This window comes from Mesorhizobium sp. YL-MeA3-2017, from assembly GCF_030814575.1.
GTDB classification, from domain to species: Bacteria; Pseudomonadota; Alphaproteobacteria; order Rhizobiales; family Rhizobiaceae; genus Mesorhizobium; species Mesorhizobium terrae.
The window spans coordinates 3,409,495-3,429,650 of sequence record NZ_JAUSVH010000001.1; the positions used below are offsets into that span (position 1 = coordinate 3,409,495).

A 20,156-nucleotide genomic window follows, 5' to 3' on the forward strand; every position below is an offset into this window, starting at 1 on the left:
TTGGTATCTCGATTGCCAGTGCCGTCATGCCGCCACCTCCAGCGGCACGTCCTGGCGCGCGATGCCGGCAAGGCGGCCAAGCCGCTCGACCAGCGCGCGGCAGTCGGCCGCGTCGCAAATCCAGGTGCCGAGATCCTGAACGGTGATCTTGCGGCGGCGCACGATATAGCCGTCGGTGTCGATGCCGCCCACAAGCGCGACAAGATTGTCGACCGACGCTTCCGAGAGCAGCAGGCCGATATGGCGGTCGGCGAGGAAGCGGGCGGTCTCCGTTCCTTTCATCGCAATCGGCACGGCGCCGAAGCGGCAGCCTTCGTAGAGCCGGTTGGGCAGGAGCCAGCTCGAATTCAGGCCTTCCTCGAAGAAATCGATCGCCCAGGAAAAATGCACCTCGCCATAGATGGCGGCGAGCTCGTCCGGATTGCGATAGGCGCCGTGGAAGGAGAGGTAAGGTTCGGCGCGGACGAAACCGTCGAAATCCTCGAATTCGACATGCGCCGGGCGACCGCGCAACACGACCTCGAACCGTCCCTGCATCTGGCGGGTGAAGGCGGCGAGCAGCTCCAGCGATTTGCGGCAGCGCAGCGCCCCGAACCAGCCGATTTTCCAGGGCTCGTTGGCCGTTGGGGGCCGCGGCAGTTTCGCCTGGCCGGGTGGTTTGCCGCTGAGGTCGAGGATCTTGTTCTGTAAGAGCACGGCCGGAGCCCTGATCTGGCCATACGCCTCGAAATAGTCGCGAACGAAGGCCGGCGAGCTGGTCAGGAGCAGCGCGGTCTCGCGTCCGAACAGGCGCTCGGCGCCGCGCATGGCGCGGCCGACGGCGCCGTCGCTCAAAAGCAGGCGGTGGATGTCCAGGCACTCATAGACGACAGGGGCGGAGCCGCCGAACAGCGCCTTGGCCCGGTTGGCCAGCGCCAGCATCTCGAGATTGCGGCCGATGATGATGTCCGGCTTTTCGATGGTCGCAAGCTTGGCGCCGAGCGAAAGGGCTGCCCTGGCGATCGCCGCCAGGCGCTGCGCGAAGGCACGGTCACTGGTCGGGCCAAGGTCGATCGGCGACAGGCCGTCGAAATCCGGCACGGTCTCGGTGCGCCGGAAACCGGCCAGCGTCACCGAGGCGCCGCCGGCCCGCAGCATCGTCACGCGGCGGCGCACCGCCGGGTCGCAAAGATCATGGACCAGGTAGAGGATGTTCAGCATGCTCATGCCGTCAGCGCGATTGTCGGTGCGCTTTGGGGCGCGTGTAAGCGGCAATGCTCATTGCGTGCCCTTGTTCAGCTTGCAGACGATGGAATCGGGGAACTGGCAGGCATCGCCCGGCGCGGTGAAGGCGACGCGGTCGACCTCGGCGGCGATCGGCTTGCCCGGATCGACGAACGGACCCATCCAGGATTTCAGCGTGTCCGAACCCCAGATACTCAGATAGATCTTGGCCGGGTGGCTGGGCAGCTTGGCGGGATCGGTCGCTTCGTCGACAAGTTTGCCGTCTACATACCAGCGAATGCGGTCCTTCTCCCAGACGAAGGCATAGTTGTGGAAGCCCTTGTCGGCGCCGCCGGGCACCTCGACCAGCTTGGCCGAGCCGACGCTCTTGGCGTTGACATACTGGTTGACCTGCACCTTGGAGGGGTCCTTGCCGAGCACCTCGAAATCGATCTCGTCATGCGGCTGTTTGTGGACTGGGCCGATATAGCTGAAGAAGCCGGTGTTGAGGCCAGAGCCCGCCACCGCCTTCATGCGCACTTCGAAGGCGCCGTAGCCGAAGCGCTGGTTTGTCTGCACTTCGCCGCAGACATATTTGCGGCCCTTGCTCTCGCCGGCCGCGAAGCCGAGCTTCAGCGTGCCGCCGGAGACGCTGACCTGCTTGGCCGACCAGGTGCAGTTCTGATGGTCGCCATTCGACCAGCCGTCGGAAACGTACCAGAGTTTCTTGTCGAGCGTGTCGAAGGTCTCGACGAAGGATTTGCCCGGCTTCTGCTGTTCGGGCTTCTGCTGTTCCTGGGCCTGCGCCGAAACGATGCCCGCAGCCATTGCCGTCAGCGCGGTTCCCGCAGTCAAAAACCACACCAGACCGGCTCGCGCCGGTGTCCTCAAAATCACAGCCATACCGCTTGCTACTTTCGTTTTGGACCGCCCCTTCCGGTGGCGGACCCGCGTCAATTTCGGGCGAATGTTGCAATGCACATATGATGGATTAGCGGATCAGAATGTGACGCGTGGGCACATTCCCGGTGGGCGTCCGGTAACTTTTTATGATCGCCGGTTAAGCCAGCCGTCGGCTTGGGACGACGTCGTTTGGCGCGACCTGTTCATTTTCATGGGGAAACGCCGTGGCCCGGTCGCGCAGTCCGGTAACGAAATCGATCTGCTGCTCGAGTGTGGCGATGCGCGCCGTGTAGCGCATCATCGCCGTGGTCAGATCATCGATCACCGGCGACATGCCAGCGGCCTGATCGTCCTCCAGCGCCTGCTGCGAGAAGGCCGCCCGCGCCGCCACGCTTTCGTGGCGATCGCGCAAGCCGTTGCGTTCGCGCGCGATCTCGCGACCCAGGTCGTCGAGCAGGGCAAGCAGGCGCGCCAGCCGCGCGGCGTCGGTCTCGCCGTCGCGGTGAACGCTTCTTACGCGGAACGGGTTACGGGCACGGAATCTGAACAAAGCCATGGCGGATCCCTTCTCCTGCCTTATAGCGATATCTATTCGGCCGCCGCTCGGTCGGCGCCGGCATGCCAGTTCCAAGCACTTGCCACGATTGATTCGAGATCGTGCCTGGGGCTCCATCCTAGCACATCCCTGGCTTGCGCATTATCGGCAACCAGAACGGGCGCATCGCCGGCGCGGCGGCCTTCGTAGCGAACCGGGAACGGCTTTCCTGACTGATGCGCCACCGCTGCGAGCAGTTCACGAACGGTGGTTCCGGTGCCGGTGCCGAGATTGAGGGCGACGCTGTCGCCACCCTTCAGCAAATGCTCGACGGCGCGGCCATGGGCATCGGCAAGGTCGCAGACATGAATGAAATCGCGCACGCAGGTGCCGTCGCGCGTGTCGTAGTCGGTGCCGAACACGCTGAAGCCGGCGCGACGGCCGAGTGCGGCCTCGATGGCAAGCGGCACGGCATGGGTTTCGGGCGAGTGGCGCTCGCCGATGCGCCCTTCGGGATCGGCCCCGGCGGCGTTGAAATAGCGCAGCACCACGGAACGGAAGCCCTGATGACGGTCGAGATCGGCCAGCATCTGCTCGACGATCAGCTTGGAGCGGCCATAGGGGTTGATCGGGTTTTGCGGATGCGTCTCGCGCATCGGCACGTCGACCGGCAGGCCATAGGTGGCGCAGGTCGAGGAGAAGACCAGCTTGTCGATGCCGGCCTGCTGCGCGGCGAGCAGCAGCGAGAGTGTGCCGGCCACGTTGTTGTCGAAAAACGCCGCCGGCGCCTTCACCGATTCGCCGACCTCGATCAGCGCCGCGAAATGCACGATGGCTTGCGGCCGGTAGGTCTCGATGACCGCGGCCAGGCGTTGCCGGTCGCGGATATCGCCGTGCTCCAGCGGTCCCCATTTGACGAATTCGGCGTGGCCGTTGCTCAGATTGTCGTAGACAACCGGGGTGAACCCGCGTTCGGCCAGATTGAGGCAGGTGTGGGAACCGATATATCCGGCGCCGCCGACGACAAGAACATTGGTCACTGGGATCAATCCTTTCGGTGATGACGAAGGGTGGGTATCGGTTTGAGCTAGCTTCCGGCGCCCGCGGGTTGCGCCTTGCGCTGGCGGATCAGCTCGACCAGCTTCCTCAGCAGGTCGCGTTCGGTGAGCAGCAGGAGCACGCCATAGATGGCCGCACCGGCCGCAGCTCCGACCAGGACTTGCCAGATGGCATTCGCCGAGGCACCGCCTGGCAGGCCGGTCTTGATGTGGTCGATGAGGAAGCGCACGGCCACCGCCATGATGATCGCGGCGATCATCGGCCGTGTCGTGACATAGAGCCCCGACAGGAAGGCGGTGCCGTTGGTGCGGAACACAGCCCAGGAATAGAACACCAGCGTGATGGCGTTGGCGACGCAGAGCCAGACCATGGCCGCGACCAGACCGCCGGTCATGACGCCATAGCTGACCAGGCCGTAGACGAGGCCGGCGCGCAGCACCGCCACCCACCACAGCACGCCGGAACGGCCGGCTCCCTTGAGGAAGGGAATGTAGGTGCTGCAGGGCGACATGATGCCCTTGGAGACGGCGAGAAGGCCGAGGACCGGCCAGGCATAGGCCCATTGCTGGCCGAAGATCAGCAGCATGCCGGGCTCCGCGATCGCCCATATGCCGAACATCATCGGCGCCAGCACCACGGTCGAGACCTGCGTGCTCAGCATCAGCGCGTCGGAGCGGCGGCGCGTGTCGTTGCTCATATGGCTGAAGACGGGAAACAGCACGCCCATCAGGCCGGCCAAAAGCACCTGGTTGGGAATGCTGGAGAAGCGGTTCGCGGCCGAATAGGCGCCGGCGTCGGCGAGGCCGAGATGGCGCGAGACCACCACCAGCGGCGACTGGAAGGTGATGAAGTTGAAGATTTCCGAGCCCATGATGCCGAGGCTGTATTTGGTCAGCGCACCCACCTTCGCCATCGACAAGACAAAACGCGGCCGGTAGCCGCTAGCGTAGAAGAGCCCGCCAAGCCGCACGATGGCCGAGACGAACAATTGGCCGATCAGAGACCAGACGCCGAAGCCGGCCAGCGCCATGCCGACGGCGGTCAGCGCGCCGATTGATTCGGAAACCACGCTCCATGCGGCATCCTTCTGGAAGGCCAGCCGGCGCGCCAAGAGCGAATAGGCGACATCGCCGGCGAGCTGCAGCGGAATGAGGAAGGCCATGATCTTGAGCAGGTAACCGGCATCCGCCGCACCAAGGAAGCCGGCAAAGGAATCGGCCCATAGATAGATGCAGGCCGCCATGGCGATAGCGACGGCCAGATTGACCCAGAACACCGAATGCACCGTTTCGTCGTCTTCCTCCGCCTCCAGGATGAGCGAAGCCGACAGTCCGGCCGAGCCGATCATGGTCAGGAACATGACCACGGTCTGCGCCACCGCCACCACACCGAACTCCTGCGGCGACAGGATGCGCGCCAGGATCGGGACGGTGACAAATTTCAGCCCGAATGTGCTGGTTTTGGAAAGCACGCTCCAGCCGACATTGTTTGTCACGCTTTTCAGGTTAACTGCAGTTGGCATGGGCAGGCACCGTTTGTTGGGACGAGCGGGCCATGTCGTCAGCGAGCCCTTGGACGGGGGGCACCGACCGGAATTCATCGGGACCCTGCGAAGTGGTCCCCCTAAACTCCCGAAGGCGCAAAAAAATGACGAAGTGCACGGTTATCATTCCCTACTACCAGCGAGAGCCCGGAATTCTCGCTCGCGCGCTCACATCCGTGTTCGCGCAAACGCATTCCGATTTCGACGTGATCGTCGTCGACGACGCGTCTCCGTCGCCGGCGGAAGACGATCTGCAAATGTTCTCGCTCGCCGAACGGGCGCGGATTGCCGTTATAAAACAACCGAATGCCGGGCCGGGCGGCGCGCGCAACATGGGGCTCGACCATATCGGGGCCGACAGCGCCTATGCGGCCTTCCTCGATTCCGACGATGAGTGGGCACCCAACCATCTGAAGAATGCTGTGGGCGCGCTCTCACTTTTTGATGCAGATTGTTACTGGGCCTCGATCAAGGGCGGCGCGGAATTCTACTATCATTTCGGCGTGGCCGATCTCGCCGACGTCACCGAAGTGGTGCGGCTGGGGGATAATCCGCCGATCGTCGAGATCCCGGAACTCGCCGCTACCATGTTGAAAAACTGGAGCTTTCTGCATCTGTCCTGCATGGTGATCGGACCGGCGCTGTTTCGCCAAATGCGGTTCGACGCGTCGCTGCGGCTGGCGGCGGAGGATGTGCTGTTCTTCTACGATTGCGTGCGCAACGCCCGCCGCGTCGTCCTCTCCGAGGGCATCGGCGCGGTGCGCGGCGAGGGCATCAACATCTTCCACGGCATGGGCAGCGATTCGCCGCTGTTCCTGAAGCAGCAGTTCAACACCTGGGTGGCGCTGGACCGGCTGCAGAGCCGGTTCCCGCATCGTCCCGACGAAAAGGCCTCCATCGAGGCCTACAAGCAGACGGCGCGAAATCAGGCGCTGTGGGGGCAGGCGAGGCTGGTGCGGGCGCGCAAGGCGCCGCAGCTCCGGCAATTGGCGCAATGGGCCTGGCGCGATCCGAAGCTGCTGCGCAGCGCCGTCGGTCTCGCCGTTTCCAAGATGTCGAAATAAGGACGCGCCACATGCAGCCTTTCTATTGGGAATCCGCGCACGGCAATTTCGGCGACGACCTCAACCTGTGGCTCTGGGATTTCCTGCTGCCGGGGTTCCGCGAGGTTCACCCGGAGGTACTCCTGGTCGGTGTCGGCACCGTGCTCAACCAGGCGCTGTTGCCGGCGGGGATCAAGAAACTCGTTGTCGGCAGCGGCTTCGGCTATGGCAAGCAGCCCGATCTCTCCGACGCCAAGGAGTGGGACGTGCGTGCGGTGCGCGGGCCGCTGACGGCCGACAAGCTTGGGCTCGACGCCGCGCTCGGCATCATCGACCCCGCGGTGATGGTGGCCGAGATGCCGGAATTCCGGAACCTGCCGAGAACCGGCGGCGCGATCTTCGTGCCGCATTGGGAATCGACCATCGGCGGCATCTGGCCGATGGTCTGCCAGGCCGCCGGGCTGGGCTATGTAGATCCCTGCGGCGAGGCCAAGGCGGTCATCAAGGCGATTGCCCAGGCCGAGCTGGTGGTGGCCGAATCCATGCATGCCGCGATCCTGGCCGATGCCTTCCGGGTGCCCTGGGTGGCCGTCACCACTTCGCGCTCCATCAACTCCTTCAAATGGCGCGACTGGGCGAATTCGCTTGGGGTCGAGTACAAGCCGCGGCATGTGCCGATCTCCTCGCGCGCCGAGGCGGTGACCAAGGGCGCGCGCTTCTGGGGCGTCAATTTCGAGGCGCCCGCGACGAAGGCGGACGAGACAGGCCGCCACGACGCGCATGAAACGCTGGTGCTGACGCGCGACGACCCCGCCCCGTCATCGCTACGCGCCATGGCCAAGCAGGTGCTGGCCGCCCCCTCGACACTGGCATTATGGCAAGCGCGCCGGGCAAAACCGCAGCTCAGCGATGCGGCAATGCTGGCGGAGAAAAAGGACCGTTTTCGCGAGGTTCTGGCCGGGGTGCGGCGCGACTATCTCTGAACGTCGGCGCGTGCGGGAAGCAGATAGCGCGGTGCCGCCGGTTCGTTGCCGGCGGCTTTCCCGCGCGCGCCGAACGCCTCGAGCTTGTCGCCGAGCACGCCCCTGACGATTGCCGGTAGCGCGCCCGGATGGCCGAGCGCATGGGCGCCGGCCGCCGCCAGTCCGCGCGCGGCCTTGATGTCGAGGAAATGCCGCAGCTCGTAGCGGGCGCGAATGTGCCGCTCGTGGTTCTGCAGCGCCGTCCGGGTATCCTGCAACAATGCGCCCGAGAGCATGGCGCGGTCGGCCTCGTAGAGACGTTTCAGATCCTCGGTGCGGTGCTTGCCGCTGAGCGAATCGGGGCGCACGACCGCGCCGTAGCCGCAGCCATGGACGACCTTGTAGCGGGCACCCTTGAGCAGAGCGCGCGCATAGAGTTCGTAGTCTTCGCCGAGGCGCAGCTTCTCGTCGTAGCGCAGGCCGTGCGCGTCGAGAAAGGCGCGCCGCATCACCGGTTTCAGGAAGCCGATCTCGCCGCGCGAGGCGCCGCGCCGGGAGATGTTGCCGTCGATGAAACCCTTGATGTTGAGGAAGCGTGGCGCCGGCTCGAAATGCGGCACCTGCGGTGCAGTTCCTGGCACGTTGCGGCTGTCGATGAAGACGATGTTGTCGGCGATGAAATCCCAGTCGTCGGCGCCGGCAAGCAGGCTGTCGAATCGGCCAGGGAGAAAGAAATCGTCCGCATCCAGAATGGCGATCAGCGGCGCGCTGGACTGCGCGATCGCCCGGTTGCGGGCGAAGGCCGGCCCGTGATTGCGATCGAGCTTCAGGATCTGGAGGCGGCCGCTGGCGTCATCGGCCTCGATGCTCGCCTGCGGTGTAGAATCGTCGGAACCGTCATCGACCACGACGACTTCGGAAACCGCCGTTTCGCGCAGCGCCGAGGCGATCGCGCGGCCGATGGTTCTCTCGGCATTCTTGGCCGCGATGATAACGCAGACGGTGGTCGTGGAAGCCATCGCCACACTCCAGCTGGGCCGCTCGCTTTCGGCCTGTTTATCCCCATGCCCTGTTCGGCGACGCGGCACCGCCACGGCTCAGCGTCGCGGCGCCAGTTGCCACAGGCGCAAGGCGATTTGATGACAGCTGACGATGTGTGGAAAAGTCAGGGCAGGGGCGAACGCCGCACGCCCGGCAGCGGCGCGACTTCGCTTTCCGGCTGATTCTCCTTGGCGGCGGCGGGCACGATCTCGTTGCGCGCAACGGCTTCGGCGCTTTTGGCGGCCGGCTTTGTGTGCCCGATCATAAACAGGATGGCGATGAAATAGCCGACCTGGATGATGACGGCGCAGATCAGCGTGTTGATGAAGGTTGTCCAGGCCGACTGGGTAATCGCGTAGGTGGCGATGGCGAATACGACCAGCACCCCGATAAGACCGCGAAGGAAAAGCAGAAAGGACATTCTATCCCTTCTTGCCGGTCATACTTGATCTGGTTCTAAAATACCCACGCAAGACCTGTCTCCCGCCGCGACGAGCGTTGGTCTTACACCACCACCAACGAGATCAAGACTCGACTTCTTCGAGGCCTGAAGCCCTGATCCGACATTTACCCGCGCACCGACAAATATAAGAATTTCGGCAACACTGCGCAATACGAGACGCGGCTCCCGGCACGTCCGGGAATTACCTTACGTCCGCTCGAAATATTGTAGCGGAGGGCCGGGGAGAACGGTTCCGATTGGGCTAGCCCAAATGAGCACTGTGCCTTTGTTTAAGGTTTACTGGTAATGATCGCGACATTTTCATGGAGAAACGCAATACAACTCGATTATGGGATGATACGTACCGTGATTAATATAGTTCATTATTGAAAACACAAAGGAAATCAAACGCAAAAGTTGCCCTCCATGAAGGGCATGAACATTGCTGGACCCGCAATGTTTCGATTCGTTACAAAATATGACTGTCGGTCGGTTTTCGTGACCGATTTTCATCACAGAGGTGACATATCCAACGCTCTATTGTTCGTATGTTGCGGTGCAGCAACGTTGACCTGACCATTTTTCGCGGAGCAACAAAATGAGATATGCCGCCCGATTGGCCAACAGGTTGTCGTCACGGTCGGACGGCGAAGCGCCGCCGGCGATCGGCGGTGTCATCAAGCGCGGTTTCGACATTGTCGGCGTATTGGCGGGAATTGCCCTGCTGAGCCCGCTGCTGCTCATGCTGGCGGCTTTGGTGAAGGCCACCGACGGCGGCAGCATCCTTTACGGCCACCCGCGAATCGGCCGCAACGGCGCCGTCTTCCGATGTTGGAAATTTCGGACGATGGTCGAGAATGGCGAGGAGGTTCTCGCCGCCCATTTCGCCAGCAATCCGCAAGATCGCGACGAATGGAATGCCACCCGCAAATTGCAGAACGATCCGCGCGTCACCCGCGTCGGCGTCGTGCTGCGCAAGCTCAGCCTCGACGAGCTGCCGCAGATCGTCAACATTTTGCGCGGCGAGATGAGCCTGGTCGGCCCGCGTCCGGTGGTGCGGGATGAACTCGAACTCTATGGCAACGCCGCCGCCTTTTATCTGCAGTCGCGCCCGGGTCTGACCGGCCTGTGGCAAGTCAGCGGCCGCAATGACGTTTCCTACGGTGCTCGCGTCGCCTTCGACCAGCACTATGTCGAGAACTGGTCCTTCATCTTCGACCTGAAGATCCTCGTGCGCACGGTTCCGGCGGTGTTCTCCTCGCGCGGCAGCTACTGACGCCGGCAATTGGCGGCCCGACACTTCAAGCAAACCGCCACAGCAAAGGACGGCTCCTGGTGAAAGATATCCGCTTTATGTCGCGTCGCGCGCGCCTTCTGCGCGCCATCGCATGTCTGGCTCTCCTGACGATGGCGGGCATCACCGCTGCTGCCGCTTCGGATTCCTACCGGCTGGACGCGATGGACAAGCTGCGCATCCGTGTCGCCGAGTGGCAGAGCGCGGAAGGCGCTGTCCGCGACTGGGCGACGATTAGCGGCGACTATGGCGTAAGTCCGTCGGGCGACGTCTCGTTGCCGTTCATTGGCGAGCTCGCGGTGAAGGGCAAGACGACCGTCGAGGTGGCTGCCGCGATCGCCGCCGGCCTGCAGCAGAAGCTCGGCCTGCCCGACAAGCCCGAAGCTTCGGTAGAGATCTCGGAGTTCCGCCCACTGTTCCTTGCCGGCGACGTGCAGACGCCCGGCAAATATGCCTATGCGCCCGGCCTGACCGTCCTGAAGGCCTTGAGCCTCGGCGGCGGCCTGCGCCGCTCCGACAATGGCGGCCAGGGCGGGCCGCGCGACTTCATCATGGCGCAAGGCAATTACGACGTGCTGGTTGCGCAGCGAAACGGGTTGCTGGCGCGGCGCGCCAGGCTGGCTGCCGAAACCGAAGGCAAGGACCAGATCGACTTCCCCGAGGAATTGAACAAGACCGAACAGGGCCGCAAGCTGGTCAGCGACGAGAGCGCATTGATGGCGGCGCGCCAGAAGCGCCTGCGCCTGCAGCTGGGCGCGCTCGACGACCTCAAGAAGCTGCTCCAGTCCGAGATCGAAACGCTCGACCAGAAGATGGTCACGCAGAACCGGCAGCTCGAACTTTCGCGCACGGAACTGAAGAGCCTCGGCGAGCTCGCCGAAAAGGGTCTTGTCGTCAACCAGCGCATCCTGACGCTGGAACAGACGAATGCCGAGCAGGAAGGCAAGGCGCTCGACATGGAGACCGCCAGCCTGCGCGCCAAGCAGGACATCGCCAAGGCAACGCAGGACGCCATCAGCCTGCAGAACGACCGAGATACCGAGATCGCGCAGGATCGTCAGCAGACCGAGGCCGATCTCAGGGAAATGGACCTGAAGATGGGCATGTATTCCGGCCTGATGACCGAGGCTGTCGCGCGGGCACCCGATGCCGCCCGCAATCCGGCCAACGGCACCGCGCCGACCATTCGCTACGCCATCGTCCGCACCGACGCGGACGGCAAGACCGGCCAGGTCAGCGCCGACGAAAACACGCCGGTGCTGCCGGGCGACGTGGTCAAGATCGAGATCGCTGGCCCGAGCGTGACGTCCAACTGAGGGCCGTCATGTCGCCAATGACAGGCGCGGGCCGGCGCCGTGATGCGCTGTCGACGGCGGCGCTTCCGCACACCGCCGGTCGCGCCATGGAAACCACGCCATGAAGATAGCCAAGGCCGCCCTCATCAGCCCCGACCGCAATTTCTGGTACGGCGCGCTGGCGGTTGCGCTGTCGATCTTCGTCTTTGCCTATTCGAGCCGCTTCGGCCAGGCCTCGATCATGGCCTTTTACGCCTGCTGGCTGCCGCTCATCCTTGTCGACTATCGGCGCGTGCTCGGCGACTACCGCCGCTTCTTGTGGATCATCGCTTTCGCGGTTCTTGCCTGCCTGTCGGTGTTCTGGTCGGCGGCGCCCGGCGTCACCGCGCGTGCCGCCCTGCAATTATTGTCGCATATCGTCTGCGCGCTGATCGCGGCCCGCACGGTTTCGGTGCGCACGCTGAACCTCGGCGCACTGGTCGGCATCCTGGCCGTGGTGCTGTTTTCGGTGGCCTTCGGCCAGTACAATTACGACCCGCTCGACGGCACTTACAGTTTTGTCGGGGCCTTCGGCTCGAAGAACCAGCTCGGCCTGTTTTCCTCGCTTGGCATCTATTTCGCCTTTACCGCCATCCTCGTCCTGCACGAGCGCGGCCCGTGGCGGCTTCTGGCGCTGGCTTGCGGCGTGCTCTGCGTCTACACGCTGCACGCCGCGCAATCGGCCACCTCGGTTCTGGCGATCGCGGCGACCCTTGCGCTGATGGTCTGCCTGAAGCTCGCCATGCTGTTTTCGCCGAAGACCCGCAAGGCGGCGCTGGTCGTCGGCGTCACGCTGGCGCTGGTCGCGGTTTTCGCCGCACTCAATCTCGGCGCCGCCGATCTTGTGCTGGGCGCTTTCGGCAAGGATTCGACGCTGACCGGCCGCACCTATCTGTGGTCGCAGGGCTGGGCGGCCGCTGCTGAAACTCCCTATTTCGGCGTCGGCTACCAGGCCTATTGGGTTCAGGGCTTCTCCGAGGCCGAGCGGCTGTGGGACGAGTTCTACATCGGCACCAGAAGCGGCTTCCATTTCCACAACACCTATATCGAGGTGCTGGTGGAGATGGGGGCGTTCGGCCTGGCCGCGCTGGCGCTGCTGATGCTGCGCGTGCCGTTCGGCCTGCTCTTGCGGCTCGTCGATGCCCGGCGCGATCCCGCCACTTTCACGCTTTTCGGCATCGCGGTGATGTTCCTCATCCGCTCCTTCGTCGAGGTCGATGTCATCAATCCTTATGTGGTCGGCTCCTTCCTCATTTATTACGCCGCCGGCCAACTCGCTTTGCCGCAGCGCGCTGGGCAGTCCGAGCCGGCGCCGCGCCTCGTGTTGCGGAACGCGACATGACCAGGCTCTACGGCGTACAATATCTGCGGGCGATTGCCGCCCTCGGCGTGGTCGTCTTCCACGCCGCCGAGCGCAACGGCAGCCATTTCACCATCGGCGCGGCCGGCGTCGACGTTTTCTTCGTCGTCAGCGGCTTCATCATGTGGGTGCTGGCCGAGACGCGGCAGCCGTCGCCGCTGACATTCCTGCGCGAACGCGCCGAACGCGTGGTGCCGCTCTATTGGGCGGCGACCGCGGTGATGGTCGCCGGCGGCCTGGTTGGGCTTTTCCCCAACATGCACCTCACCGCCTTCCATGTCGCGGCCTCGTTCGCCTTTGTCCCGCATGTCTCGCCGAGCGATGGCGGCACCTGGCCGGTGCTGGTGCAGGGCTGGACGCTGAACTACGAAATGTTCTTCTACCTGGTGTTCGCGGCGGTCCTGTTCCTGCCGCCGGCGCGACGTCTGCCGGCACTGGTGGCGATATTCGGCGCGCTCGTGTGCCTGGGTCTTTTGCTGCAGCCGGAAGGCGCAGCGCTGCGCACCTATACCAGCCCGCTGCTCGCCGAATTCCTGATCGGCATCGGCATTGGCAAATTATGGCTGGCGGGCGCCATGCCTCGGCCAGCGTTTGGTGCACTGCTTGTCGTCGCCGCGATCGCTGGCTTCGTGCTGGTCGCGGCCGGTCTTGCCGGTTTCAATCCGCTCGTGCTGGGCCCGCTGTCGGCGATGCTGCTTGTCGGCGTGCTGGCGCTGGAGCAGGGCAAGTGGCTCTTCCGCTTCATCCCGCTCGCTTATCTCGGCGACGCCTCTTATTCGATCTATCTGTGGCACACGCTGGCGATCTCGGTGGTCATGAAGGCGAGCGGGCTTCTGTCTCTGCCTGCCGCGACCGCCATTGCCCTGTCGATCGCCGCCGGCGTCGCCATCGGCATTGCCTGCCATGAATTCCTGGAAAAGCCGATCGCCGGCTATCTCAAAGCCCGCCGGCTTCGGCAGAAGGTCGGCTACGCCGTGTGAGTTGGCGGCCGGCTCCATCACACCGCCGTGGAATGGCGGGCGGGGCCGGCTGAGAGATAGGTATCGAAATGGGCGGCGATCGAGCGTACGAACGGTTTGGCCACTTCCGCGATATGAAAACGATCGCCGTCGAGGACAAAACCGCTCGATGGGTCGGCGGCGAGAAGCAGGGCATCTTCGAGAGCGCTTTTGGCGTCCGGCCCGAACCGGGCGCGCAGTTCAGTCCGCGAAAACGCGCAATCGCACATCAGCCGCTCGATGATCCAGGCGCGAACCCGGTCTTGTGGGGTGAAGGCGATGCCGCGCACCACGGCCAGCTCGTCTTTCCCCGCCATTTTTTGATATTCGCCGGTTGCCGGCATGTTCTGCACATAGCCTTGCGGCAGTCGGCCGATCGACGATGCGCCCAGCCCGATCAGGGCATCGGCCTCGTCGACCGTGTAACCCTGGAAGTTCCGCTTCAGCGAACCGTCGGCCAGCGCCAGCGCCATGCCATCTTCGGGCCGGGCGAAATGATCGAGCCCGATCGCCGCATAGCCGGCACCCGCGATCATTTCCGCCGACAATTGCAGTTGTGCCAACCGTTCGGTGGCGTCGGGGAGCGCCGTCTCGTCGATCAGCCGCTGATGTTTCTTGAACCAGGGCACATGTGCGTAGCCGAACAGCGCGATGCGGTCCGGCTGCAACGAAAGCGCCTTCTTCACGGTCTCAGTGAGCGAATGCCGGGTCTGATGCGGCAGGCCATAGAGCATGTCGAGATTGATCGAGCCGATGCCGCGGGCCCTGAGGTTCTCGACCACCCAGCGGGTTTTCTCGAAACTCTGCTCGCGATTGATCGCCTCTTGTACCTTCGGGTTGAAATCCTGCACGCCGAGGCTGGCGCGCGTCATCGCCATGCGTGCCAGCGCGTCGAAGCGCGCTTCGTCCATGTCGTTGGGGTCGATCTCGACGCTGACCTCGGCGTCGGCCCGGAAATGGAATGCGCCGCGCAGCGCCGCATTGAGCGTGATCATGTCGCGCGGGCTGAGCAAGGTGGGCGAGCCGCCGCCAAAGTGCAGGGCACTGATCGTGATGCCGCTGTCGAGCAGGGCGGCAACCGTTTCGATTTCCCTGAGCAGCGCGCCGACGTAGCGGCTGACGGGCGCATAGGACAGGGTCTGCTTGGTATGACAGGCGCAGAACCAGCAAAGCCGGTCGCAATAGGGAACATGCACGTAAAGCGACACGGCGCTTTTGACCGGAAGCGCCTGCAACCAGGCCTTGTAGGTGGCCGCCGACACGCTTGGGTGAAAATGCGGGGCGGTGGGATAGCTCGTATAGCGCGGCACGGGTGCGCGGTATCGACGCAGAAGCGCTTCTTGCACGGTGCCTCCGAAATCATGAGTTCGACACGCTGGCAACAATGGCGCATTGGCCGGCATTGGCCTTTGACCCAGATCAACTTGCGGTGGAGACAAACTGACGCGGGATTTCTCGAGCCGGAGGGGATAGAACAAGGGCATAGGCAAGGCGGGGTGCGAGTGGCATGAACCTGCGAGAAGATGTTCATACGGCGGGAATTCCGGTCCTGTGCCAGGCATGCGAGGCCCGGCATCGCGGTGTCTGCGGCGCGCTCGATCCGAACCAACTGGTGACGCTGGCGAAAGCCTCCTCGAAACAGACGATCGAAGCCGGAGCCGAACTGGTCGGCGATATGGAAACGGTCGATCACTATTCCAATGTGCTCGCCGGCGTGGTGAAGCTGACCAAGACCTTGTCCGACGGCCGCCAGCAGATTGTCGGCCTGCAATTCGCGCCGGACTTCCTCGGCCGCCCGTTCAAGTCGGAAAGTGCGGTCAATGCCGAAGCGGCGACGAATGTGTCGCTGTGCTCGTTTCCCAAAGGCGCCATCGAGCGGATGATGCGGGAGAGCCCGGGACTGGAGAACCGGCTGCTGCGGCAGACACTGAAAGAACTGGACGAGGCCCGGGACTGGATGGTGACGCTTGGCCGCAAGACCGCGGCGGAGAAAGTGGCCAGTTTCCTCCTGCTCATCGCAAATCATATTGATCCGAGCTCGGGCGACGAGGGGCGCGCGACAACGTTCGACCTGCCGCTGACCCGCGCGGCTATCGCCGACTTCCTCGGCCTGACCATCGAGACCGTCTCGCGGCAATTGTCCAAGCTGCGCGCCGAAGGTGTCATCTCGATCGAAAACAACCGCCATGTCAGCGTGGCGCGGCGCGATCGGCTGGAGGCAAGGGCCGGGCATTAAGGGGCGGGATAAAGTGGTCGGGGTAGATCGATAAACCGCAGCCTTCCCTAAGCGGCGTCCGCGTTTTGGAGCCTTTCCGCTCAACCCAGATCGCTTTCCAGCGAACAGCGACGATGCCAGAACCGGCCCAAGAACGCACTAGTCCCCCACAATCACCGGCAGTACATGCTCGCGTTCGAAGGCGATGTGGCGCCGCAGCGTTTCGAACAGGCCGCGCAACATGAAGCCGAACGCTTCGGGGTTCTCGATCGGCTTGCCGTGGCCGACCGCCAGCAGCACCTCCGTCACTTCGTCGGCAAAACTTTCGTCCTCGACATGTTCGACGCGTAGCCGGTGAAGGGTGGGGTCGGTGTCGCTCCGCCCGGTCGCACTGGCAAAGGCGGGGAAGATGACGTCGCCCTCGTAGTTGTGCGCGTCGCGCAGCATCGGCACCAGGATACTGGCGATACGCAGGCATTCGAGCCGGCACACAGCATCCGGCAAGGTGTCGGCGATCGTTTCCAGCGCCGCGCACAGCGTGAGCTTGTCTTCATGGATGCGCTGCATCTCCAAAGCGGGATGTCTCGACCGGTCTTGCCCCGGTATGGCCGCGAGCGGGCCAGGCGACGGGCCGACCGCGATGGATTTCAGGAATTGCTCGCACCGCACAGGTCAGCCTCTCCGCCTCTCGCCAGTCACGAAGGCTGACAAATCGAACCTCGGAAGGCTTTGACCTGGATCAAGGCAAAGCGTCGCGCGCTGGTGGAGATGAAGGCGTCAAGGAACGCATGGGGATGCGGGATCCGAAGCAACCAATCCATGGGGTCGCCCAATGAGATACGGCGCTGAAATTGTCTGGATGAGCCTGGCGACGTTCCTGGCGTTGCTGGGTGCCGGCTTTGCCGCCGACGATCTGTTCAGAGCGCATATGTGGGTGCTGTTCGCCGTATTGGCGATCGGCACGATCGTTCTGTTGCGCAATGTCAGTTTCGAGCCGGAGCAGCCGGTCGATCCGTCCACCTACATGGACGGGCCGATACGCTACGGCTCGGTCGCGACGGTGTTGTGGGCGGTCGTCGGCCTTCTGGCCGGCCTGGTCATTGCCATGCAGCTCGCCTATCCCGACCTCAATCTCGAGCCCTGGTTCAATTTCGGCCGCATGCGGCCGCTGCACACTTCGGCGGTCGTCTTCGCCTTCGGCGGCAACGCGCTGATGGCGACATCCTTCTATGTCGTGCAGCGTACCTGCCGCGCGCGCCTCTTCGGCGGCAATCTCGCCTGGTATGTGTTCTGGGGCTACCAGCTGTTCATCGTGATGGCGGCCACTGGTTACCTGCTCGGCATCACCCAGAGCCGCGAATATGCCGAGCCCGAATGGTATGTCGACGTGTTCCTCACCGTCGTCTGGGTCGCCTATCTCGTTGTGTTCCTGGGCACGATCCTGAAGCGCAAGGAACCGCATATCTACGTCGCCAACTGGTTCTATCTGTCCTTCATCGTCACCATCGCGATGCTGCATGTGGTCAACAATCTGGCGGTGCCGGTCTCCTTCGTCGGATCGAAAAGCTATTCGCTGTTTTCGGGTGTGCAGGACGCGCTGACCCAATGGTGGTACGGCCACAACGCGGTGGGCTTCTTCCTGACCGCCGGCTTCCTAGGGATGATGTATTATTTCATCCCCAAGCAGGTGAACCGGCCGGTCTATTCCTACCGGCTGTCGATCATCCACTTCTGGGCGCTGATCTTCCTCTATATCTGGGCGGGTCCGCACCATCTCCATTACACCGCGCTGCCTGACTGGGCGCAGACGCTGGGCATGGTCTTTTCGATCATGCTGTGGATGCCGTCCTGGGGCGGCATGATCAACGGCCTGATGACGCTGTCGGGCGCCTGGGACAAGCTGCGCACCGACCCGATCGTGCGCATGATGGTGACGGCGGTCGCCTTCTACGGCATGTCGACCTTCGAGGGGCCGATGATGTCGATCAAGGCGGTCAACTCGCTGTCCCACTACACCGACTGGACCATCGGCCACGTGCATTCCGCCGCCCTTGGCTGGGTCGGGCTGATCTCCTTCGGGGCGGTCTATTTCATGGTGCCGCGCCTGTGGAACCGCGAGCGGCTCTATTCGGTGCGCATGGTCAACTGGCACTTCTGGCTGGCGACGCTGGGCATCGTTGTCTACGCGGCCGTCATGTGGGTGTCGGGCATCATGCAGGGCCTGATGTGGCGCGAATACGACGAGCAGGGCTTCCTGGTCTATTCCTTCGCCGAGTCCGTCGCAGCCATGCACCCCTATTACGTGACGCGCGCACTCGGCGGCGGGCTCTATCTGGCCGGCGCGCTGGTGATGGCCTGGAACATCTTCATGACCATACGCGGCCATCTGCGCGAGGAAGCCCCGACGACGGGCGTCGCTCCCGCTTTGCAGCCGGCCGAATAGGAGTTCCCAAAAATGTCTCTCCTGGACAAACACGCCCTCATCGAGCGCAACGCCACGCTCCTGCTCGTCGGCTCCTTCCTGGTCGTCACCATCGGCGGCATCGTCGAGATCGCCCCGCTGTTCTATCTCCAGAACACCATCGAGAAGGTCGAGGGCATGCGCCCCTACTCGCCGCTGGAGCTGGCGGGGCGCAACATCTACGTCCGCGAAGGCTGCTATCTGTGCCACAGTCAGATGATCCGCCCCTTCCGCGACGAGGTCGAGCGCTACGGGCATTACAGCCTGGCCGCGGAGTCCATGTACGACCATCCCTTCCAATGGGGATCGAAGCGAACCGGTCCGGATCTCGCCCGCGTCGGCGACCGCTATTCCAACGAATGGCATGTCCAGCATCTGAGCGACCCGCGCTCGGTGGTGCCGGAATCGATCATGCCCCGCTACGCCTTCCTGAAGGACGTGCCGCTGTCGCCGAAGGGCTTCTCCACGCAACTGGTTGCCAATGTCGATGTCGGCGTTCCCTACACCAAGGACATGATTGCCAATGCCGAGGCCGACCTGATCGCGCAGGCCGATCCGAACGCCGATACGTCGGGCCTCACCAAGCGCTATCCGAAGGTGAAGGTTGGCGATTTCGACGGCAATCGAAGCCAGGTGACCGAGATGGACGCGCTGGTTGCCTATCTGCAGATGCTCGGCACGCTGGTCGATTTCTCGACCTATGACGATGCCGCCGGTTACCGCTGACGGAGTCGCACCATGGAAACCTACACCGCCATGCGTCATTTCGCCGACAGCTGGGGCCTGCTGGCCATGGCCGTATTCTTCGTCGGCGCCGTGCTCTTCACCCTTCGTCCGGGCAGCCGAAAGCAGGCTGATGCCGCCGCCAGGATCCCACTCGAGGACGACACGCCATGACCGACAAGCACATAGATGATGTCTCCGGCGTCGCCACCACCGGCCACGAATGGGACGGCATTCGCGAACTCGACAATCCGATGCCGCGCTGGTGGCTGTGGACCTTCTACGCCACCATTGTCTGGGCGATCGCCTACACGGTCGCTTATCCGGCATGGCCGCTGCTGACCTCCGCAACCAAGGGCGTGCTCAACTATTCGAGCCGCGGCGAGATCAAACAGGAAATGGCCGCGGCCGGCGCCGCCCAGGAAAAATACCTGGCCGCGATCCAGTCGAAGACGGTCGCCGAGATCGATGCCGACGAGAAGCTGCGGGAATTCGCTTCGGCGGCGGGCGCCGCTACATTTCGCGTCAACTGCGTCCAGTGCCACGGCTCGGGCGCGCAAGGCTCACCGGGCTTCCCCAACCTCAATGACGACGAGTGGCTATGGGGCGGTTCCGCCGAACAGATCTACAAGACGATCACCCACGGCATCCGCTTTGCCGACGATTCCGACACCCACACCTCCGAGATGCCGCCATTCGGCGACGTGCTCAATGCCGGGCAGATCACTGATGTCAGCATCTATGTCGCGAGCCTGTCCGGGCCGGTCAGCGATGCGTCCCGGGTGGCCGACGGTGCCAAGGTCTACACCGACAATTGCGCGGCCTGCCATGGCGGCGATGCCAGGGGCAACCGCGATCTCGGCGCGCCGAACCTGACCGACGCGATCTGGCTCTACGGCTCCGGCGAGCGGGCGATCGCCGCGCAGGTGCGGGCGCCGAAGAATGGCGTCATGCCGGCCTGGGGCGCTCGCCTCGGCGACGTCAAGGTCAAGGAATTGTCGGTCTACGTGCATTCGCTGGGCGGCGGAGAATAGAGACTT

The 20,156-nt window shown here is 63.7% G+C and carries 20 protein-coding genes; 11 read left to right on the forward strand and 9 right to left on the reverse strand.

Translation table 11 applies throughout. The annotated features are described in order from the left end of the window. Window positions 1-24: 24 nt before the first annotated feature. From QFZ88_RS16375 to QFZ88_RS16395, 5 genes are all read right to left on the reverse strand, one after another. Complete coding sequence (locus tag QFZ88_RS16375) at window positions 25-1,200, reverse strand: glycosyltransferase (RefSeq protein WP_024922576.1); 1,176 nt, start codon at window positions 1,198-1,200, stop codon at window positions 25-27. 57 nt (window positions 1,201-1,257) lie between these two features. After that, window positions 1,258-2,106, reverse strand: a complete 849-nt coding sequence (locus tag QFZ88_RS16380; RefSeq protein ID WP_081766818.1) for a glycoside hydrolase family 16 protein — start codon at window positions 2,104-2,106, stop codon at window positions 1,258-1,260. Between the two features lie 157 nt (window positions 2,107-2,263). After that, window positions 2,264-2,662, reverse strand: a complete 399-nt coding sequence (locus QFZ88_RS16385) for a hypothetical protein (protein WP_024922578.1) — start codon at window positions 2,660-2,662, stop codon at window positions 2,264-2,266. 32 nt (window positions 2,663-2,694) lie between these two features. Next, on the reverse strand, window positions 2,695-3,681 hold the full coding sequence (galE, locus tag QFZ88_RS16390; protein WP_081766819.1) for a UDP-glucose 4-epimerase GalE: 987 nt from the start codon (window positions 3,679-3,681) through the stop codon (window positions 2,695-2,697). Window positions 3,682-3,728: 47 nt separating this feature from the next. Beyond that, the gene (locus QFZ88_RS16395) at window positions 3,729-5,222 is read right to left on the reverse strand and encodes a lipopolysaccharide biosynthesis protein (protein WP_024922580.1); all 1,494 of its coding nucleotides are present in this window, start codon (window positions 5,220-5,222) and stop codon (window positions 3,729-3,731) included. Window positions 5,223-5,347: 125 nt separating this feature from the next. Between QFZ88_RS16395 and QFZ88_RS16400 the strand changes: the two genes are divergently transcribed. Then, the gene (locus tag QFZ88_RS16400; RefSeq protein ID WP_024922581.1) at window positions 5,348-6,307 is read left to right on the forward strand and encodes a glycosyltransferase family 2 protein; all 960 of its coding nucleotides are present in this window, start codon (window positions 5,348-5,350) and stop codon (window positions 6,305-6,307) included. Window positions 6,308-6,318: 11 nt separating this feature from the next. Next, complete coding sequence (locus QFZ88_RS16405; protein ID WP_024922582.1) at window positions 6,319-7,269, forward strand: polysaccharide pyruvyl transferase family protein; 951 nt, start codon at window positions 6,319-6,321, stop codon at window positions 7,267-7,269. On the opposite strand, the gene QFZ88_RS16410 is transcribed toward QFZ88_RS16405, so the two are convergent. Together QFZ88_RS16410 and QFZ88_RS16415 are read right to left on the reverse strand one after the other, a co-directional pair. Then, the gene (locus tag QFZ88_RS16410) at window positions 7,260-8,267 is read right to left on the reverse strand and encodes a glycosyltransferase family 2 protein (protein WP_024922583.1); all 1,008 of its coding nucleotides are present in this window, start codon (window positions 8,265-8,267) and stop codon (window positions 7,260-7,262) included. The two genes, QFZ88_RS16405 and QFZ88_RS16410, sit on opposite strands and share 10 nt — an antisense overlap. 146 nt (window positions 8,268-8,413) lie before the next feature. Further along, complete coding sequence (locus QFZ88_RS16415) at window positions 8,414-8,710, reverse strand: exopolysaccharide production repressor protein (RefSeq protein ID WP_024922584.1); 297 nt, start codon at window positions 8,708-8,710, stop codon at window positions 8,414-8,416. Window positions 8,711-9,329: 619 nt separating this feature from the next. On the opposite strand from QFZ88_RS16415, the gene QFZ88_RS16420 reads away from it, so the two are divergent. The 4 genes from QFZ88_RS16420 to QFZ88_RS16435 all read left to right on the forward strand — a co-directional run bounded on the left by QFZ88_RS16420 (window position 9,330) and on the right by QFZ88_RS16435 (window position 13,699). Beyond that, a complete protein-coding gene (locus tag QFZ88_RS16420) occupies window positions 9,330-10,007 on the forward strand; it encodes a sugar transferase (protein WP_024922585.1) in 678 nt (225 codons plus the stop codon). A gap of 77 nt (window positions 10,008-10,084) precedes the next feature. Beyond that, on the forward strand, window positions 10,085-11,341 hold the full coding sequence (locus tag QFZ88_RS16425) for a polysaccharide biosynthesis/export family protein (protein ID WP_024922586.1): 1,257 nt from the start codon (window positions 10,085-10,087) through the stop codon (window positions 11,339-11,341). Window positions 11,342-11,441: 100 nt separating this feature from the next. Further along, window positions 11,442-12,701, forward strand: a complete 1,260-nt coding sequence (locus QFZ88_RS16430) for an O-antigen ligase family protein (protein WP_024922587.1) — start codon at window positions 11,442-11,444, stop codon at window positions 12,699-12,701. Further along, entirely contained in the window at window positions 12,698-13,699 is a 1,002-nt protein-coding gene (locus QFZ88_RS16435; protein WP_024922588.1) for an acyltransferase family protein, read from the forward strand. The genes QFZ88_RS16430 and QFZ88_RS16435 overlap by 4 nt, the downstream gene beginning before the upstream one ends. A gap of 17 nt (window positions 13,700-13,716) precedes the next feature. Here the strand turns inward: QFZ88_RS16435 and hemN are convergent, their stop codons facing one another. Further along, window positions 13,717-15,063, reverse strand: coding sequence for an oxygen-independent coproporphyrinogen III oxidase (hemN, locus tag QFZ88_RS16440; protein WP_024922589.1), 1,347 nt, complete (start codon window positions 15,061-15,063; stop codon window positions 13,717-13,719). 161 nt (window positions 15,064-15,224) lie between these two features. On the opposite strand from hemN, the gene QFZ88_RS16445 reads away from it, so the two are divergent. Next, complete coding sequence (locus tag QFZ88_RS16445; protein WP_024922590.1) at window positions 15,225-15,953, forward strand: Crp/Fnr family transcriptional regulator; 729 nt, start codon at window positions 15,225-15,227, stop codon at window positions 15,951-15,953. A gap of 138 nt (window positions 15,954-16,091) precedes the next feature. Here the strand turns inward: QFZ88_RS16445 and QFZ88_RS16450 are convergent, their stop codons facing one another. Next, window positions 16,092-16,499, reverse strand: coding sequence for a hemerythrin domain-containing protein (locus QFZ88_RS16450; RefSeq protein ID WP_024922591.1), 408 nt, complete (start codon window positions 16,497-16,499; stop codon window positions 16,092-16,094). Between the two features lie 265 nt (window positions 16,500-16,764). Here QFZ88_RS16450 and ccoN point away from each other — a divergent pair, with 265 nt between their 5' ends. Genes ccoN through ccoP form a run of 4 tightly spaced genes read left to right on the forward strand, consistent with a single transcriptional unit; the run spans window position 16,765 to window position 20,150 of the window. Continuing rightward, window positions 16,765-18,375 carry a cytochrome-c oxidase, cbb3-type subunit I gene (gene ccoN, locus QFZ88_RS16455; protein ID WP_024922592.1) on the forward strand — a complete coding sequence of 537 codons (1,611 nt, stop codon included), beginning with the start codon at window positions 16,765-16,767 and terminating at the stop codon, window positions 18,373-18,375. A 12-nt stretch (window positions 18,376-18,387) separates the two neighbouring features. Next, entirely contained in the window at window positions 18,388-19,119 is a 732-nt protein-coding gene (ccoO, locus tag QFZ88_RS16460) for a cytochrome-c oxidase, cbb3-type subunit II (protein ID WP_024922593.1), read from the forward strand. Window positions 19,120-19,131: 12 nt separating this feature from the next. After that, complete coding sequence (locus tag QFZ88_RS16465) at window positions 19,132-19,290, forward strand: CcoQ/FixQ family Cbb3-type cytochrome c oxidase assembly chaperone (RefSeq protein ID WP_024922594.1); 159 nt, start codon at window positions 19,132-19,134, stop codon at window positions 19,288-19,290. After that, window positions 19,287-20,150, forward strand: coding sequence for a cytochrome-c oxidase, cbb3-type subunit III (gene ccoP, locus QFZ88_RS16470; RefSeq protein ID WP_024922595.1), 864 nt, complete (start codon window positions 19,287-19,289; stop codon window positions 20,148-20,150). The genes QFZ88_RS16465 and ccoP overlap by 4 nt, the downstream gene beginning before the upstream one ends. Window positions 20,151-20,156 lie beyond the last annotated feature (6 nt).